The sequence below is a fragment of the Mesorhizobium sp. M1338 genome (genome assembly GCF_040318045.1).
GTDB lineage: Bacteria > Pseudomonadota > Alphaproteobacteria > Rhizobiales > Rhizobiaceae > Mesorhizobium.
The window spans coordinates 1-17,691 of the sequence record NZ_JAMYLL010000061.1 but is presented as its reverse complement, the minus strand read 5'-3'; the positions used below and the strand labels follow the sequence as shown (position 1 = coordinate 17,691).

Genomic DNA, 17,691 nt, shown 5'->3' with positions numbered 1-17,691 from the left:
CAGGGCCTCCGCATGATGTTGGGGTGGACGGCCCCCGCACGGCATCGATGTGCCAGAATGAGGTCGTTGCAGATCTCAAGCAAAGGAAACCGTCCGTGGATCAAATTATTCGAATTGGCACGACACGTCAAAGCAGCGATGCGATGCGTATGACGGACGCGGCAGTGCGAGCTTTCCAGAGTTCGCTGCGGGAAGGCATAACCGAACTGGAAATGGCGGGCACCATGGCAGCGGCCGTTGAAGCAGTGTCTGATAAAGCGGACGGTGAAATTGGGATGTCACCACCTAACATTCTGTTCGGGGAGCGGACAAAGTTGCCGCACGGCTACCCAATGCAGCATCCGATCAAGAAGAACGAGCCGGCTTTTTTGGAAGTCGGCGCGTCGAAGCACGGGTACTTCGCAGGACTGGTTCGATGTGCCGTGCTTGGACGGCACTCTGAGACCGAATCCCTGCACGCTTTGGCCGAGGAGGTCATCGAGGCGGTCGTTGCCGCGATCAAGCCGGGCGCCACCGCGGGAGCGGTAGACGCTGCCGGCCGCGAGGTTCTCAATCGATCCGGACGTGACGGAGTCTTTCGCCAAAGAACCGGTTATCAAACCGGTATCAATTGGACTGAACGAGGAGACCTGAGCTTGGAGCCAAATGCTGAGGACATCCTTAAGTCAGGCATGACCTTGCACATGCCAAACATATTGTGCAGCGAAAATGGTTATTTATTCGGGACTGGTGCACACGTCTTGGTGACAGAACGTGGGGCAGAAATACTGAGCAGCATACCGAGCAACCTATATCGCGCATGATGTCTTAGATGTCGTCTTTAGTTAAAGTACAACTATCTCTTTACTTAAACAAGTTATGGCGCGAAGGACGATTGTCCAATGATCATCTTGCCGTTGCACTTGAATGTTGTTAGATATCATTCATGAAACTAGTTTTCTGCTACAAAGGAAAATGATTTTTGTTCGGCGATGGCGCAGTTCGGAGTAGTTTTTGTCGGGAGACATAGATACTTGATCAAGGGTGTTTACAATGAAGGTTATACCACGTCTTACATATGACCTCGACGCGCTTGGCGCGAGCGCGGGCCAACTTGTTGTCCCCAAAAAGGCGACGACTGCGAAGCTCTTTTTCTTCCGGTCTTCAGCCTCAATAGAGGGGAGGGGCCGCGCCTTCTTATCACTGCCGGCAACCATGGCGACGAAATGGAAGGACCGATTGTCGCGCGACGGCTTGTTGACTGGCTGCCTGGAGAGGCCTTCTGCATTCCATGGACTCGCTGTCAGCTGACTCGATCGAAATTTGCGCGCCTATCGCGTCTATAGTCACGGTATTCGGTCCGGAGGGTATGTCGATGTCAACGAAGAAGTGGTGATACTTGCGCGACCTTTAACTCTCTGAGAATCAGCGGCGCATCAACCGCCTCCGAGAGGCCGTCGCGCTGTTTGAGGCTGCACGCAGCTATTCAGTTGCGCGGGACAGACGCGCCACGAACCTAATGTTTCATTCCTGATCGTGTCGGGGCTTTTCGTCCGCAAAATGTCTCCAGTCCCTGGCGGCATATTATGGGGCTTACATTAGGGGGCGGCGCCGTGCCAGTTGACCGCTACTGAGCTCGCAGTGCCAGTACTGCGAAGCCGTTTGAGCAATCGGCTGTTGCGGACTGATTTTCAATTGATGCGTTAGGGTGATGACGGCTTGTTTGGCATGCGCAAGCCATCTGGAAACGCGATGGAACCGCCACGGAGTTTATATTGGCGAACTCAATGCCACGTGGCGCATAGTTGGCAGATGGTGGTGGACCAGATTCGGCCACAACATGGGTTTGGAACGAATCGAATGAAGCAAGTGCAGATCAAAGACGTCCTCCTCGCGTCTGGCAGTGGTGCGTTTTTCTATGACGATCAGGCTGCTATCAGGGCCGGCGCCTCGCAGGACGGCTTCATCTATCTCGGCGAACCAGTAACACCCGGTTACACTTCTATCCGCGTTCCGGCCTCTTCGCTCAGCATCGGGCTTGTCCTTGTCGACGACACCGTCGTTTGGGGGGACATGATGAGTGTTCAATATTCTGGTGCCGGTGGACGCGATCCTCTGTTTGACATCAAGCAAATCTCGGACCTGACGTCGCGAGTCATAGTACCACGCCTACTCGACGTCGATGCGTCTCTCTACCTTGACGCCCACGCGAAGATTTTCCAGCCATTCGAACGCGAGCGGCTGCCCCTCGCGCTTGAGTACGGCGTCAGCCAAGCCTTGCTGCGAGCGGCGGCCTACCTCCGGCGTGCTACTATGGCAGAGGTTTTATGCGCCGAATTTGACCTGCCGTTGCCGACGTGCCCCGTGCCTATTTACTGCCAGAGCGGTGACGCTCGCGAAGTCAACGTCGATAAGATGATCCTGAAGGCCGTGGATGTGCTTCCCCACGGGCTGATCAACTCACGGCAGAAATTTGGCACAGGCGGGCAGACCTTCATGGAGTTCGTTAGGTGGGTTGCGGCGCGCACGCGCGAAATCGGCCGTCCAGGATATCAGCCGGTGCTGCATTTCGATGTGTATGGCTGGATTGGCCAGGAAATCGGCTTGGATCCGCAACGCATCGCCGACTTTGTCTGCAAGATTGCAGATACCGTTCCGGGTTTCACGCTTAACATTGAGTCGCCGGCGGATTTCGGTTCGACGCAAGCTCAAATTGAGAACTACGCCAAGATCGTTTCGATTTTGGACAACCGGACTTCGAACGCACGCATTGTCGTGGACGAGAGATGCAATACTCTTGAGGACATTCGACTCTTTGCCGAGGCGAAGGGCGCCCATCTTGTGCAAATCAAGACACCGGATGTCGGCTCAATAGCTGACACGGCTCGTGCCGTCCTCATTTGCAAAGCCAACAACGTCGGAGCGTATGTCGGAGGGAGCTGTACCGAGACAGACCTCTCCGCCAAGGCTTCGGTCCACGTGTCAGTGGCAACTCAGGCCGACATGATGCTTGCAAAGCCCGGAATGGGGGTCGACGAGGCATTGTCCATTGTAGGAAACGAACAGAACCGATTGCTCGCGATTTTGAACCGTCGAGCCGCTAAAAATGCTGGGTGAAAAGCACGGTGTGTCAAAAATGCAGAATAGCCTTGATGGGATCACCGTCGTTGCGGTGGAGCAGGCCGTGGCCGCGCCCTTTGCATCATCTCGCCTTGCGGATGCCGGCGCCCGAGTAATCAAGATCGAACGGCCGGAAGGGGACTTTGCCCGACGCTACGACAAGTTGGTTCGAGGGCAGAGCGCTTATTTCGTCTGGCTCAATCGGGGTAAAGAGTCGGTGTGTCTAGACCTGAGGTTGGAAGCGGACCGCGAGGTCCTCGACGCGCTCATCGCCGATGCCGACGTCTTTATCCAGAATCTGAAGCCGGGCAGTATCGAAAAACTAGGCTTCGGATCTGCTGATTTGCGCCGACGGTTTCCGCGACTGATCGCCTGCGATATCTCGGGTTTCGGGAAAAAAGGGCCGTATTCCCATTTGAAGGCTTATGATCTCATCGTCCAGGCCGAAACCGGCCTATGCGCAATCACCGGCAACCAACAAGGGCCCGCGCGTGTAGGGGTCTCGGTGTGTGACATCGCGGCGGGCATGACAGCGCATAGCGCCATTCTTCAGGCCCTTTATCACCGCAAGGTCACCGGCGAAGGCACCAGCATCCAGGTGTCACTGTTCGATGCCATCGCCGACTGGATGAATGTCCCAGTTCTGCAAAGCGACTACAGCGGCTATCACACCGTACGCGCCGGCGTGAAACACCCGTCGCTGGTACCCTATGGCGCCTATCGTTGCGCTGACGGCAAAGAGCTCATCTTTTCGGTTCAAAATGACCGCGAATGGGTAAACTTCTGCGAGAAATTCCTGAAGCAGCCGGAGCTAACACGCGCACCCGGTTTTGCTGATAACATGGAGCGCCTCGGTCACCGTGCGCAGCTTGATGAGGTCATTGAGAGGCGCTTTTGTGAATTGTCCTGCCAGGAAGCGATGCGGGAGCTCGAGGCCGCCGGCTTGGCATATGGCCGACTGAACGAAGTGAGGGATGTTTCAAACCATCCACACATTCGCAGGGTTGAGGTTGGAACACCCGAAGGAACCGTCGAGACGATAGCGCCGGCGGCGATTTTCAACTCCGAGCACCCCTCACTGCGCCCCGTTCCGGCTCTAGGCGCTCACACCGACATTGTCCGGGAGGAAATCCTGGGGCGTTTGCGCGCGCGAGCCGCGTCAGCGTGAGCGTGAGTGTTGTCGGTAAGGTTGGTGCGCTCGCGATTTACACGGACCGCGCATACTTCGGTCACCTAATCGCATAGGCCACCCAGCAAGCTCACTGGCACCTCCCTCGCTAAAATCAACCGCAGAGTCCCCTATGATCAAGGACACCGTTCCGGCCGTTGAAAGCGCGACGTCTGTACCCCGCTGGAGATCGCTGCTCTTCGTTCCTGCTCACGTTCCGCGCTTCGTGGAGGCGGCTCATGAGCGCGGGGCAGATGGCGTTATACTGGACCTCGAAGATTCCGTTCCCCAGGACCAAAAGAGAGAGGCACGGCGACAGCTTTCTGCATCCGTGGCAAAGGTGGCCCGCAAGGGCACATTTGTTTTGGTCCGCGTGAACCGTGGTTTGCGTGCCCTAGCGGCCGATCTCGATGCCGCCGTGATCGCAGGCGTTGACGCACTGGTTCTTCCGAAGACGGATTCGGGAGAGTGGGTATTGGAGATCGCGCATGCGGTTTCGGACCTTGAACGAGAAAGAACTCTTCCACTGGGACGCATCCGGTTCCTTGCCCAGATCGAGACGCCGGGCGCCTTGCAAAGGCTGGCGGCCATTGCGACCGCGCATCCAAGGATGGTCGCAATGGCGCTTGGCCCTGAAGACTTCAGTGCCGCTGTCGGCGGCGCTCCGGAATTTGACTTGCTCCTCGCCCCGAACCTTGCCGTGCTGTTCGCTGCCCGTGCGGCCGGATTGCTCCCGCTCGGTTTCATCGGAAGCATCGGCGAGTTCTCGAACATTGATAAACTTCATGAAGCCGCGGCGCATGCGCGACGGCTTGGCTTCGCCGGAGCCTTGGCGATCCATCCGACACAGGTGGCCATTTTCAACGAGGCTTTCTCTCCAAGTGCACAGGAAGTCGAGTGGGCCCGCGCTGTTGTTGCAGCGGAGAACGATGCCGCCGCCCGCGGACTGTCTGCATTCTCGTTGGATGGTCGGATGGTTGATCCGCCTGTGGTGCGGCGCGCCCACGAAATCCTGACCCTCGCCGGTAACAACTGACTTACCTGCGGTCAATGGTCCGGCCGGGAACCTTCAGGGCAATCGCTTCGGGTTAACGTGTGGTGCGTTTGGGGTGCGAATATGATTCATGGGAGGCTTCGTGATTTGCGGAGCCCTCTATGTCGCGCCAACATTGCCGTTCGCTTTCGATTCTCGATCATTTTTCGGCGCTGTCTGATCCTCGCCAGCGTTGGCGTGTCGCCTATCCGCTACCCGAAATCCTGCTTGTGGTGCTGTGCGCGACGCTGTGCGGCATGGACGATTTCGTCGAGACGAAGCTGTGGGGTGAGCAGCGCCTCGACTTTCTGCGCCGTTTCCTGCCCTATGAGCGTGGCATTCCGGCGCACGACACGCTCAACGACGTGATCAACGCGCTCGATCCCGACCTCTTCAAGACTTGTTTCACAAGCTGGGTCGACACCCTGCGCGACAGCGATCCCGAGATCATCGCCGTCGATGGCAAGACCTCGCGGCGCAGCCATGCGCGTTCCAAGGGACGTGAGCCGCTGCATCTGGTCTCGGCTTGGGCGACCCGTCAGAGGCTCGTGCTCGGCCAGCAGGCGACAGACATAAAATCAAATGAATCACTGCTATTCCGTTGCTGCTCGAGCGCCTTGAGTTGACCGGCGCGCTGGTCACTATCGACGCCATGGGAACGCAGGCGGCAATCGCCGAAGCCATTGTCGCCAAGGGCGGCGACTATCTGCTCGCGCTCAAGGCCAATTGGCCTGCCACTTTCGCCGATATCGAGCGCTTCTTCGCAGAGCCACCGCAAGACATGCTGCAAACACCCGTCGAGACCATCGACAACGACCATGGCCGCCTTGAAGGCCGGCGCCACACCGTCTGCCATACGGTTAACTGGCTGTTCTCCGACCGCCGCTATCCCGGCGAACCGCGCTTCCCCCGGCTTGCCATGATCGGCATGGTCGAAACCCGCGTCGAACGCAACGGCAAGACCGAGCAGGAGCGGCGCTACTATCTGTCCTCCGCCAAGCTCGACGCCAAAACCTTCGCCCATGCCGTGCGAGCCCATTGGGGCATCGAGAACCGCCTCCACTGGGTACTCGACGTCGTCTTCCACGACGATCTCGCGCGTCTCAGAACAGCGCACGGACCGCAAAACATGGCCATCGTCAAACACATGGCCATGAACCTCGTCCGAAACCCCAAGGACAAGCACAGCCTCAAGGTCCGACGAAAACTCGCCAATCTCAACGGCCACTATCTCGAAAATCTCATCCGTCAAAAATCAACGTTAACCTGAAGCGATTCCCCTGCGGGAACCTTTCCTGGTGTCTGCAGCAAGTATTACTTGCGGCCCATCTCGTTTCGAGATAAACGCGAGGGACTGGGAAGAGTTGCCCCTCAGTTGGGTTAAGCCGTGGATATCAGGCAGTTAAAATACTTTGTCGGCGTAGTGGAAGCCGGCAGTTTCACGAAGGCCGCTTCGCTCTTGCATGTCGCTCAGAGCGCCCTTAGCCTCCATGTGCGTCAACTGGAGGAAGGCTTCGGCACTCAGCTGCTGGTACGCGACAGGACCGGCATCAGTGTGACGGCCTCCGGAAGCAAACTGCTTGAGCGGGCGCGCACGATTCTCAGGGAAATTCGACTCACCGAGATAGAACTGACCAACACGGTGGCTTCTCCTTCCGGAGAGGTGACCATTGGCATTCCGTCCGGGGCCGCGCGTGTCCTTAGCGGTCCGCTGCTTGAATCGGTAAGAAACGAGCTGCCAAGGATCTCCCTTAAGATGATCGAGGGCATGACAGGACCGCTGGAAGAGTGGATGGCTGCCGGCCGCTTCAATCTCGCTGTCCTCTACCGCACTGCCGAGAGCGCGGGGCGGATGACGGTGCTGGCACGCGAGGAATTTTGCCTGGTGGTGCCGCCGGGTGAACCGCCTTTCGAAGACGAGATACCGCTCGCCGATCTGCATGCGTTCCCGCTAGCGGTTCCCATGCGCAACAACAATGTCAGGCGTTCGGTGGCTGATGTCGTTGCGCAGCACGGTTGTGTGCTTGACGTCAGATTTGAAGTCGACTCCCTTTCTACGATCATTAATATGGTCATGGAAGGAAAAGCGTATTCTATCCTTGCCCCGTCGGCCATTCAGAGGGAAGCCTCTCAGGGACAGGTCCGGATAGTCAAAATCATTGATCCAGTGATTACCCGCTCCGTTGTGCTTGCCGTCAACCCCAAAGATGAGCAATCTCCCGCTGTCTCTGCTGTCCGCAAGCTGATCCCCAATGTCACCCGGACATTAATCGAGAGCGGGCAGTGGCCGGCCACGGCTCCGGACCGGGCTTAGGCATATCCGTCAAACCGAGTCCCAGTGCTATCACGCTTCCACGGCGGGGCCATCAATCTGGATTCGAGATGGTTTTGGGCGACATTCCATATTTGACCCGGCGTGATCATCGCGATGAGACTGCAGAGAAGTGAGCCCATGGTCGGATATCGGCTGGTCTCGCACTGGCAGAAATACTCAAGCGGAGCATGGGATGTCCAACGCCACGAGCTATCCGCTTTTCATCAAGGGCAGATGGCGAGCCGGTGGTAGCGGAGCCACTCTGCCGGTGATCAATCCGGCGACGGAGATGGTATTTGCCTCGGTGGCCTCGGCGACGATACCGGATCTGGATGAGGCCCTCGCTTCGGCAGAGCGCAGCCGCAAGGCCTGGTCCTCGCGGCCTGCAAAAGATCGTGGCGAGATTCTCGTAGCAGCCGCCAAAATTCTGGGAGCGAACGTTGAAGCGGCGGCTAGGGACCTGTCAACCGAACAGGGAAAGACGATTGCCGAAGCGACAGGTGAGTACGCGCGAGCTGTCGAAACACTGGAGTGGAACGGAACGCACGCCGAAGAGTTGTCGGCCCCTATTCCGATGGGCCCGAACCGGATGATCGTCCCCGAGCCACTTGGCGTCGTTGCTGCCTTTACGCCTTGGAACTATCCCGCCGTTCTCATCGCCCGCAAGCTCGCCCCTGCTTTGGCGGCAGGCTGCCCCGTGATCCTCAAGGGGGCCGAAGAGACACCAAGCGCGGCTGTCCATTTGGTCGAAGCCCTGCAACAAGCGGGTATTCCGGACGGCGTGGTCAATCTCGTCTTTGGCGTTCCGGTGCAAATATCGCGGCATCTCCTCAACTCGCCGATCGTCAAGGTCCTAACGTTCACCGGCTCTACCGAGGTTGGAAAACAGCTCGCCAAGCTCGCCGCGAATAACTTGCAGCGGTGCATCCTCGAACTCGGTGGGCACTCCCCGGTCGTTGTTTGCGAGGATGCCGACCTGACAAAAGCGATACCGGCAATTTCGGACTACAAGTTCGAGTGCGCCGGCCAAAGTTGCAATGCGCCGAGCAGGATCCTCGTCGCGCGGCCTCTCTATGAGGAATTCCTGTCCCGGATGAAGGAAGTGGCCCGAAAGATCAAAATCGGTCCACCGGGCGACCCTGCGACGAAGATGGGTCCAATGGCAAATGCACGGCGAATCGAGGCCATGCAGCGTCTTATCAAGGATGCGATTGATCGCGGTGCCACCGTCGAAACCGGTGGCACCCGCCTCGACCAGCCGGGTTTTTACTGGCCGCCAACGATCCTGACACGCGTGCCAAAGGATGCCAGAGTGCTTCATGATGAGCCGTTCGGACCAATCCTCACCGTGGCGCCGTTCGACACGGTCGAGGAGGCGATCGAAGAAGCCAACGCCACTGACTATGGCTTGGCCGCCTACTTCTTCACCGGTGCTGACGAAACCAAACAGACGCTGATCGGCGGTCTTACGGCCGGCGCTCTTAGTGTAAATTATCTTAAAGGGGTTTCAGCAGATGCGCCGTATGGAGGCGTTAAACAGAGCGGGTATGGATATGAAGGAGGCGAGCAGGGATTGCGGAGCTTCCAAAGTCTGAAACTGGTCAACGGGCTTGGGTTATTCGGATGAGATTTCGTGAATAATAAAACACGGACCATTGCCGGCAAGGATATCACAAAGAGCGTCGCCGACGCCCTTCAGTACATCTCGTACTACCATCCCCCCGACTATATCCGATACCTTTCGCAGGCATACGCGCGCGAACAAAGCCCGGCGGCGAAGAACGCCATCGGGCAGATCCTGCTGAACTCTCGCATGGCGGCCTTCGGGCGGCGCCCGATCTGCCAGGACACCGGCCTCGTGGTGGTCTTCGCAAAGGTCGGCATGGACGCCCGCATCAAATCAACGGCCAGTTTCGCTGACCTCGTGAATGAGGGCGTCCGTCGGGCATATCTCGACCCGGACAACCCCCTTCGGGCAACCATCGTTGCCGATCCGCTCGCCGGACGGGTCAACACCCGCGACAACACGCCGGCGGTCATCCACATCGAGCTCGTGCCCGGTAACCAGATTGAGATCACCATCGCCGCAAAAGGCGGCGGGTCGGAAAACAAGGCGCGTTTCACCACCCTGAACCCCAGCGCGTCCGTTGCCGACTGGGTGGTCGACACCGTTTCGACCCTTGGCAGCGGATGGTGCCCACCCGGTCTGATCTCGGTCGGCATCGGTGGTAGCGCTGAAAAGGCGATGCTGCTTGCCAAGGAGGCCATGAACGAACCGATCGACATGTCGGAACTGATCGCCAAGGGGCCGTCCAACGCGGAGGAGGCGCTGCGGATCGAGCTTTATGAAAGAATTAATGGGCTAGGCATCGGCGCTCAGGGCCTAGGCGGCCTGACCACGGTCGTTGACGTGAAGGTTGCTACCTATCCTACACATGCCGCGTCGAAGCCCGTCGCGCTCATTCCGCAATGCGCGGCCAACCGGCACCTGAAGTTCACCTTGAACGGCTCGGGACCCATCAAGCTCGAGCCGCCTGACTTTTCCGAATGGCCCCAGATCGGTCATGAGGATTTGCGCACAACCGGTATCCGTCGGGTCAATCTCGATGCGCTCACGAAGCAAGAGACGGCATCGTGGCGCTGCGGAGAAACCCTTCTTTTGTCCGGAAAGATGCTGACGGGCCGTGACGCCGCCCACCAGCGAATGATCGATCTGATCGATGCCGGCAAGCCGCTCCCGGTCGATCTGCGGGGACGCGTAATCTACTACGTCGGACCAGTCCGCGCGGTGAGGGATGAGGTCGTCGGGCCGGCTGGCCCGACAACCTCCAGCCGTATGGACGCTTTTGCTGAAAAGATCCTCGCCGAGACCGGGCTCTTCGCGATGCTGGGTAAGGCGGAGAGGGGACCGGCGGCCATCGAGTCGATTGTCAGACACAAGACACCCTATCTCATAGCGGTGGGTGGCGCTGCGTACCTGATTTCAAAATCGATCAAGGCGGCGCGGATCGTTGCCTTTGAAGACCTGGGCATGGAAGCCATCTATGAATTCGAGGTGCAGGACATGCCGGTCATCATGGCTGTCGATGTTGAGGGAAACTCCATTCACAATTCCGGGCCTCTCGAGTGGCGAAAGCGCATGGCGGCCGATAGCATCGCACGCAGCATCGGCGTTTGAGTCCGCCGGCTGCGCGATCCGACCAGAGTCCCGTCCCGGATTTTGGGCCGTATCGGTAACACCAGCGGCCATTTGTGGTTCAGCTCCTCGGCGAGCCAGACAAGAAAGGCTTTCAAGTCGCTCTCGATGCCAAACGCTCAATGTAAAGACTGCATCGACCTGCCGGCCATGCGATCAACGCTCGGTGCTGTCTAGCTTGCCAATCAGGTCAAGCACCGGACCCGGGTAGGGGAAGGCAAAGCCCAACTGTTCTGCATCCCTTCTGCTTGGTCACTTGACATTCGACAACCTCACACGGACGCGTTTCGGGCCGAAGACAGATATGTCCACTACATTCGCTCGCTTCAATTGATGAAAAATTGCTGGGCACCAATTGCCCTTTTCGACCACCGTTTGAGAGCAAGATCATGAAGTCGAAATCCGGCCCCGTGCAACTAGACGGTTGGGATCTGAGGATTCTCTCGGAAATCCAATCAGATGGTCGGATTTCGAAAAGCGAGCTCGCAAAGCGTGTTCACCTTTCAGCTTCAGCCTGTTCGGAGCGGCTCCGTGTGCTCGAAGCCGCAGGGGTCATTGAGGGGTTCTACGCGCGCCTCAGTCCAGCCCTCATCGGGGGCATCATCTCTGTAATGGTGGAGGTGGTTTTGGACCGCCATCGTCTCGAGGATCAACGACACTTCGAGACCGCGATCCAAGAGATTCCGGAAATCCTCGACTGCTGGGCTATCGGGGGGCGGATCGACTATCTGATGCGCGTTTCATCGCCTTCCATGGCTGCATATCAAGATTTCATGGAAGGACTGCTACAGGCCGGTTTGGGGATCGAGCAATACTACAGCCTTGTCGTCACGAAACCAGTGAAATCCAATTCACCAATTCCCTTGTCCTCCCTAAAACAAAGATAAACGCCTGAAGCGCTGATTCCACGGTGATCGGCGCCAATTCCGAGAATCTACTGGCCAAAGACGTACATTCCCGCGAAATCTGAGAGGCATTTGCGGTATAAAGAGCGGTCGGCCGGGTGCTCCGTCAATTAATCGTGCGGAAAGACGGGGCACCCTGACGGTCACGAGCGCGGCGCGCTGGTTCTCTTCCGCAAAATGGAAGGGACCGCAGCGGGACTGTCGCCGTCAACGCGTTTCGTGGCGGTTGACGTGATTGAGATGGATGGCGACTGGATAATAGAGAGCTCCCCGGTTCACTTGCGCATTAATCTGCGCAAGTTTCAGGGCATCTACATTCGTTGCGAGCGGGAGCGGCTCGAGGTGGGGTTCGCCCACAGTCATCCAAGAGGCGTTTTGGATTTCTCGACGAAGGATGATCTGAACGAACAAAGCATTCTGAGGGGATACGCTGGCTGCAACGGCCGTGATGTGTCGCTTATCGCGATCGTTTTGGCTGACGGGCAGTGGCGTGCGAGAGTTCGGTCGGGTGCGGCCCCTGACAGCGTGACTGATGTCCGGCATGTCTGTGTGCTCGGGGCTGGCTTGGCAGTTCATCTCGGCAAGGCAGATGATGCCACTCCATTGGAAGTGCTGCGGCGCCAGGAAGCTGCCTTTGGCAAACCTTTCAACGAGAAGCTCAGATCGTTGCGTATCGCAATCGTCGGAGGTGGTGGAACGGGATCGTCGGTCGCCACACTCGCCGCCCGCGCCGGCGTTGGCGAACTCATTATTATCGATGGGGATTTGCTCGAAGATAGCAATCTCAATCGCGTCCGCGGATATCGCCGTTGCGATATCGGCGAGAGTAAAGCAGCCACGTTGGCCCGATACATACGAGACCTAGGTTTATCGGTAGCTGTCGCTGCCATCCCGGCATATGTGAACGAGTCTCCAGAAGCGATAGATGCAATCTCCAGCGCAGACCTAGTGTTCGGCTGTACTGACGATGTTGCTGGAAGGGAGGTCCTCAATCAGGCAGTGTACTACTACTGCCAGGGCCTTATCGACTGCGGACTCACCGGCAAGATTGATTTCGACCAGGAGCGTCAGCCTTATCTGCGCGACCATAGAGGCCGGGTTAGCACAGTTCTTCCCGAATTTGGTGCGTGCTTGAGGTGCCAAGGCGTCGTCACCGAGGAAAAGCTCAGTTATGAGAGGGCGCTAAAGGAACGTCCGGAGTTGGCGGAGCTGGATCCAGAAACGCTTCGGACGGAGTTCTATCTAGTCGGGGGCGGCGAGCGGGCTCCCGGCGTAGGTCCTTTCACCAGTGCGACTGCCGATATGGCCGTAGCGACATTGTTTGATCTGGTGCGCCCTTACCGACGGCTTCCTAGCGACATTAGCCGCGATAATATATGGTATGACTTCGTGCATATGGCGATTCACAGCAATATGCCAAAGGACAATGCCGAATGCTTTTGCTGCGGTCCGAATGGCTTATTGCTCAAGCGTGAGGATGGCTATCGGCTCGATATGCCGTCGCTAGGTAAGCCGAGTTAATTCGTATGTGGTCTTGGCTGCTAAGGCTCGTCTGGCGGCTGGAGGAAATCATCCTCGGTCCACGTACTCCAAAAGCAGCCAACAGGACTCCTTCTGAGGAGCGACTTCCGGGTATACTTTTCGCTCGGAATGAAGTGGTGGAAAAAACACCTCCGAACGACAGGGTCAGGCCAGGACAGTTCATCACGGTCGTGCACAAAGGGCGGCCATACTGGTCGCTCTTTAGGTGTCCCTGTGGCTGTGGCGAGGTCGTTTCGTTACCGATGCATCCGCCGCATAGCCCCAGGTGGCGTATCGAACTAAGCCAAGACGGGAGGCCGCCGACTTTGCATCCCTCTGTCTGGAAAAACAAAGGGTGCATGAGCCATTTCTGGCTTAGAGACGGAAGAGTCTACTGGTGTGGGGATACCGGTGTCGAGCCTTGGCGAGCCCGTCCAGATCTATACGAAAGAAGGTAGTGTGCTGAGAGTTCTGCAAATTCGCTGAGAGAGGGCGGTCATGGCAGGCTGGTGATTGTTCACGTCACCTGATTCCCGCGAAGGAGCGCCACCATGACCAAGACTGAAAGTAAGACCGCCAGCGCTGCCGTCAAAGACATTCTGCTTTCGAACCCGGATGGATTGCACGAAGTGATCCGTGCGGTGATGCAGGAGGTGCTCGAAGCCGAGATGGACGAGGCGCTGGGTGCTTCGAAGAGCGAACGCACACCGGAGCGGCTTGGCTACCGCTCAGGTTATTATGGCCGCACGCTTGTCACCCGTGTCGGCAAGCTTGAGCTGCGGGTTCCGCAGGACCGGGCCGGCCGCTTCTCCACCGAGCTGTTCGAACGCTATCAGCGTTCCGAGCGGGCTTTGGTGGCAACGCTTGCGGAGATGTATGTGCAGGGCGTGTCGACCCGAAAGGTCAAGGCGATCACCGAAGAGCTGTGCGGCCATGCCTTCTCGGCCTCGTCGATCTCGGCCATCAACAAGCGCCTAGACGAGAGCCTGAAGGCGTTTGCCGAGCGTCCGCTTCAGGAGCCGTTTGCCTATCTTATCCTCGACGCCCGCTACGAGAAGGTGCGCGAAGCCGGAATCGTCATGAGCCAGGCGGTGCTGATCGCGGTCGGCATCGACTGGGACGGAAGGCGCCAGATCCTGGCCGTCGAAATGGCCAATCGCGAGAGCCGCTCGGCCTGGAAGGACTTCCTCGTCGGCTTGAAGGCGCGGGGCCTCAGGGGCGTCGAACTGGTCGTGTCCGACGATCATGCCGGCCTGGTGGCGGCGATCGGCGAGGTGATCCCGGAAGCGGCCTGGCAACGCTGCTATGTGCACTTCCTCAGGAACGCGCTCGATCACCTGCCGCGCAAACACGGCGACGACTGCCTGCAGGAATTGCGCTGGCTCTATGACCGGCGCGATCTCGCCGAGGCCAAGGCCGATCTCGCCGCATGGCTTGCCAAATGGTCGGGCCGCTATCCACGACTGACGACGTGGGTGGAGGAGACCATCGAATACACGCTGACCTTCTTTTGCCTGCCGCGTCAGCACCACAAGCATCTGAAATCCACCAACATGCTGGAACGGCTCAACGAGGAAATCCGGCGGCGAACCTATGTCGTGCGCATCTTTCCCAATACTGAAAGCTGCCTGCGCCTCGTCAGGGCATTGGCCGTCGAAACCAACGAAAACTGGATGGAGGCAAACCGCTACATCAATATGGACGATCTGCGCGAGCACAAGAAGCTCGCTCTGCGACAAGCCGCATGACCAGCCACCATGGCCGCCCCTTTTTGCAGAACTTGACGCACACAACCCGAAAGAAGAATCTAGAGCACGTCCTGGGACTGTGGACCGATGTGATCCGATGAGGGCGTTCGCTAATCGATGAGGAGACTCCGGGCAAGCATGCGGACCCTGCCGCGTCACTCAGCGATCCGAACGCCTTCATAACCATAACGCTGCGGATCGGTTTTGACAGTACGGTGGTAATCCTGATCAGCCCCATGCGTGCTGCCACGACGTGCGCATCAGCTTGTGTGACACGAAGAACGCATCGTGGAGATTCTGCTGGGAATCTGGGATGGCAGCCCGGGCGGTGCAATCTCGAAATACGATGCCCCTGGGCTTTATGCGTTACCTTCGCGGACATCCGCCGGCGAAAAGAGCACGGCGGCGCGCCTGCATCCTGCATCGATCTACCAAGGCAGGGGCTAACTTCCCGAGACCCGAAACATTGGTTTTCACTGCGTTCGAGGCCGATTTTCGCGGATTCGTCGGCTAAAGACGTGCATTTCCGCGAAACTCGAGAGGTGTTTGCGAGTATGCTTGTTTTCAATAGGCGGCTGGGTGAGTGTCTTCTGCCTACTGCCCCAAGGAGAGGAACTATGAGCTTGAGCAATTTGGGGACTGAGCAGCTGCGGGAGAAGGACCGAAGCTTCGTCTTTCATCCGTCTACACACTTGGCCAAGCACAGCCGCGGCGAGACGCCAAACCGGATCATGGCCGGCGCAGAAGGCGTCTACATCTGGGATACGGAGGGTCGGAAAAGTCTCGACGGTTTCGGCGGGCTCTATTGCGTCAACATGGGATATGGATGCACGGAGATTGCCGAGGCTATCGCCCGGCAAGCGCACGAGCTGCCGTTCGCGCATGTCTATGCCAGCCAGGGCACGGAGCCGGTCGCGCTTTTGGCGGAGGCCGTGGTCGAATATTTCGGGCAGAACATGCGAAGGGTCTATTTCGGCCTTTCCGGCTCCGACGCCAACGAAACCAACATCAAGCTGGTGTGGTACTACAACAACATTCTCGGCCGCCCTGAAAAGAAGAAGATCATCTCGCGCAATCGCGGATATCACGGGTCAGGGCTGGTCACCGGTAGTCTTACAGGCCTTGCCTTCTTTCACGATTTTTTCGACCTGCCGCTGGACTTGGTGCGCCATACGACCACGCCGCACCATTACCGGCAGGCGCATGACGGCGAAAATGAGGAAGCGTTCTCCAGGCGCTGCGCCAACGAACTTGAAGCCCTTGTCCTCGCTGAAGGCCCAGAGACCGTTGCGGCCTTCATTGGAGAGCCGGTACTTGGGACCGGTGGCATCGTTCCGCCTCCGAAGGGATACTGGGCTGGGATTCAGGGGGTGCTTGACAAGTACGACATCCTTCTTATTGCCGATGAGGTGGTCTGCGGCTTCGCGCGAACCGGTGAGAAATTCGGTTCCCACCTCTATGGCATGCGCCCGGATTTCGTGACCATCGCCAAGGGCTTGAGTTCCGCCTATCTGCCTATCTCCGGTTCGATTATCGGTGACCGGGTCTGGACGGTCTTGGAACAGGGGACGGAAAAGCACGGGCCACTCGGCCATGGCTGGACATATTCGGGTCACACGCTTTGCGCGGCGGCCGCGCTTGCCAACATTAAATTGCTAAAGGAAAGAAACATCCTGGAACATGTTCGGGACGTCGGACCCTATTGGCAAGCCCGCATGAAAGCCGAACTGGAGCGACATCCCATTGTCGGCGAGGTTCGCGGCGTCGGCATTCTATCCGCCGTGGAGCTGATGCGGGATCCGAAGGGCCGGGTGCCATTTGAACCCGGGCTTCAAGTCGGCGTGCGCGCCGCCGCTGCTCTGTTTGAAAATGGCGTCATAGGCCGCGCTATGCCGCATGGCGATATCCTCGGCTTTGCCCCACCTCTGATCATTACCCGAAAAGAGATCGACATCATCGTCGACGCAACTGCGAAATCAGTCGATACGACCTATCGCGCGCTGAAGGTGGAGGGCGCGATATGATCTGACGTGACGAATGACGCCTCCCACTCGGATCGACCAGGATATCACCTCCGGGAGCCCCTGTGGCGTCATGAGCTGGCGCGCGCGAATCCGCTTCGCTTTCAAGGCAACTTGCATGGAGGGTGTGCGAGCCGATGCCGAAAATGCGACGCAAATCTCGAAACACAATACCGCCTTCGCGTCCGAGACCGCAACGTAGGCTGTTGCAGAATTGTAGAGGTGACGCTCTACCGACCGCCGCTTGAAAAGTGACCAACCGTGAGGCTGAGCTTCTTTGCGAGATTGGTCTCCAGAGGCCCGCAATATCGCCCTCCCAAGGCGCACCGGCCCGGCAGCGAGCTCAGTCTCCTGCCGGGCACTTCTTCCCTGAATGGGTGCGCTTTGATCGAGCCGTCTGCGCTCCGTTATGTGCGGCCAGAGGCTGTGGGCGAGTTCACAGTAGTTTGGCTATGCAAGACGTTTTTCATAGATTTGTCGAGCAACTCGCAGACAGCGCTGACACGACCGACTTGCGCAACGCTTTGGCGGCGGCCGCCTCTTCGCTCGATTTCCGTCTTTCGCCTACCTTTTCCCTTTGCCTGGCTTGTGACCTGCCACTGCCTCGGCGGGTTGTACGCCGTATGGCGCGGGTTGAGCAACGGGCGATCGGCGGAGCTGGTCGGGGTTGCGCAGCCGATCGCCCG

The 17,691-nt window shown here is 58.2% G+C and carries 13 protein-coding genes and 1 pseudogene; all 14 read left to right on the top strand.

All coding sequences use genetic code 11. The features are described from left to right. Positions 1-95 precede the first annotated feature (95 nt). Positions 96-803: a M24 family metallopeptidase gene (locus tag NKH19_RS29780; protein ID WP_352983385.1), complete on the top strand. Its 708-nt coding sequence runs from the start codon at positions 96-98 to the stop codon at positions 801-803. Between the two features lie 375 nt (positions 804-1,178). Continuing rightward, positions 1,179-1,325, top strand: coding sequence for a hypothetical protein (locus NKH19_RS29775; protein ID WP_352983405.1), 147 nt, complete (start codon positions 1,179-1,181; stop codon positions 1,323-1,325). A 523-nt stretch (positions 1,326-1,848) separates the two neighbouring features. Continuing rightward, positions 1,849-3,096, top strand: a complete 1,248-nt coding sequence (locus NKH19_RS29770) for a methylaspartate ammonia-lyase (RefSeq protein WP_352983402.1) — start codon at positions 1,849-1,851, stop codon at positions 3,094-3,096. Positions 3,097-3,115: 19 nt separating this feature from the next. Then, positions 3,116-4,267, top strand: a complete 1,152-nt coding sequence (locus NKH19_RS29765; protein ID WP_352983401.1) for a CaiB/BaiF CoA transferase family protein — start codon at positions 3,116-3,118, stop codon at positions 4,265-4,267. A gap of 133 nt (positions 4,268-4,400) precedes the next feature. After that, the gene (locus NKH19_RS29760) at positions 4,401-5,303 is read left to right on the top strand and encodes an HpcH/HpaI aldolase/citrate lyase family protein (RefSeq protein WP_352983383.1); all 903 of its coding nucleotides are present in this window, start codon (positions 4,401-4,403) and stop codon (positions 5,301-5,303) included. Between the two features lie 119 nt (positions 5,304-5,422). Continuing rightward, positions 5,423-6,570, top strand: a pseudogene (locus NKH19_RS29755) (ISAs1 family transposase). Positions 6,571-6,687: 117 nt separating this feature from the next. Then, positions 6,688-7,614 (top strand): LysR family transcriptional regulator, encoded by a 927-nt coding sequence (locus tag NKH19_RS29750; RefSeq protein WP_352983382.1) that lies wholly within the window; start codon positions 6,688-6,690, stop codon positions 7,612-7,614. A 193-nt stretch (positions 7,615-7,807) separates the two neighbouring features. After that, the gene (locus tag NKH19_RS29745; protein ID WP_352983380.1) at positions 7,808-9,241 is read left to right on the top strand and encodes an NAD-dependent succinate-semialdehyde dehydrogenase; all 1,434 of its coding nucleotides are present in this window, start codon (positions 7,808-7,810) and stop codon (positions 9,239-9,241) included. 6 nt (positions 9,242-9,247) lie between these two features. Beyond that, on the top strand, positions 9,248-10,792 hold the full coding sequence (locus NKH19_RS29740) for a fumarate hydratase (protein ID WP_352983378.1): 1,545 nt from the start codon (positions 9,248-9,250) through the stop codon (positions 10,790-10,792). A 407-nt stretch (positions 10,793-11,199) separates the two neighbouring features. Continuing rightward, a complete protein-coding gene (locus NKH19_RS29735; RefSeq protein ID WP_352983377.1) occupies positions 11,200-11,697 on the top strand; it encodes an Lrp/AsnC family transcriptional regulator in 498 nt (165 codons plus the stop codon). A gap of 195 nt (positions 11,698-11,892) precedes the next feature. After that, positions 11,893-13,236, top strand: a complete 1,344-nt coding sequence (locus NKH19_RS29730) for a HesA/MoeB/ThiF family protein (protein WP_352983375.1) — start codon at positions 11,893-11,895, stop codon at positions 13,234-13,236. Between the two features lie 5 nt (positions 13,237-13,241). After that, positions 13,242-13,694: a ubiquitination-like system serine protease family protein gene (locus NKH19_RS29725; protein WP_352983374.1), complete on the top strand. Its 453-nt coding sequence runs from the start codon at positions 13,242-13,244 to the stop codon at positions 13,692-13,694. 93 nt (positions 13,695-13,787) lie between these two features. Further along, the gene (locus tag NKH19_RS29720) at positions 13,788-14,984 is read left to right on the top strand and encodes an IS256 family transposase (RefSeq protein WP_352808758.1); all 1,197 of its coding nucleotides are present in this window, start codon (positions 13,788-13,790) and stop codon (positions 14,982-14,984) included. A 617-nt stretch (positions 14,985-15,601) separates the two neighbouring features. Beyond that, complete coding sequence (locus NKH19_RS29715; protein ID WP_352983399.1) at positions 15,602-17,008, top strand: aminotransferase; 1,407 nt, start codon at positions 15,602-15,604, stop codon at positions 17,006-17,008. Positions 17,009-17,691: the final 683 nt, after the last annotated feature.

Coding starts and splice junctions, on each gene's coding strand:
- NKH19_RS29765 (WP_352983401.1), top strand. CDS start 3,116: ATGCAGAATAGCCTTGATGGGATCACCGTCGTTGCGGTGGAGCAGGCC.
- NKH19_RS29760 (WP_352983383.1), top strand. CDS start 4,401: ATGATCAAGGACACCGTTCCGGCCGTTGAAAGCGCGACGTCTGTACCC.
- NKH19_RS29745 (WP_352983380.1), top strand. CDS start 7,808: ATGTCCAACGCCACGAGCTATCCGCTTTTCATCAAGGGCAGATGGCGA.
- NKH19_RS29735 (WP_352983377.1), top strand. CDS start 11,200: ATGAAGTCGAAATCCGGCCCCGTGCAACTAGACGGTTGGGATCTGAGG.
- NKH19_RS29730 (WP_352983375.1), top strand. CDS start 11,893: ATGGAAGGGACCGCAGCGGGACTGTCGCCGTCAACGCGTTTCGTGGCG.
- NKH19_RS29725 (WP_352983374.1), top strand. CDS start 13,242: ATGTGGTCTTGGCTGCTAAGGCTCGTCTGGCGGCTGGAGGAAATCATC.
- NKH19_RS29720 (WP_352808758.1), top strand. CDS start 13,788: ATGACCAAGACTGAAAGTAAGACCGCCAGCGCTGCCGTCAAAGACATT.
- NKH19_RS29715 (WP_352983399.1), top strand. CDS start 15,602: ATGAGCTTGAGCAATTTGGGGACTGAGCAGCTGCGGGAGAAGGACCGA.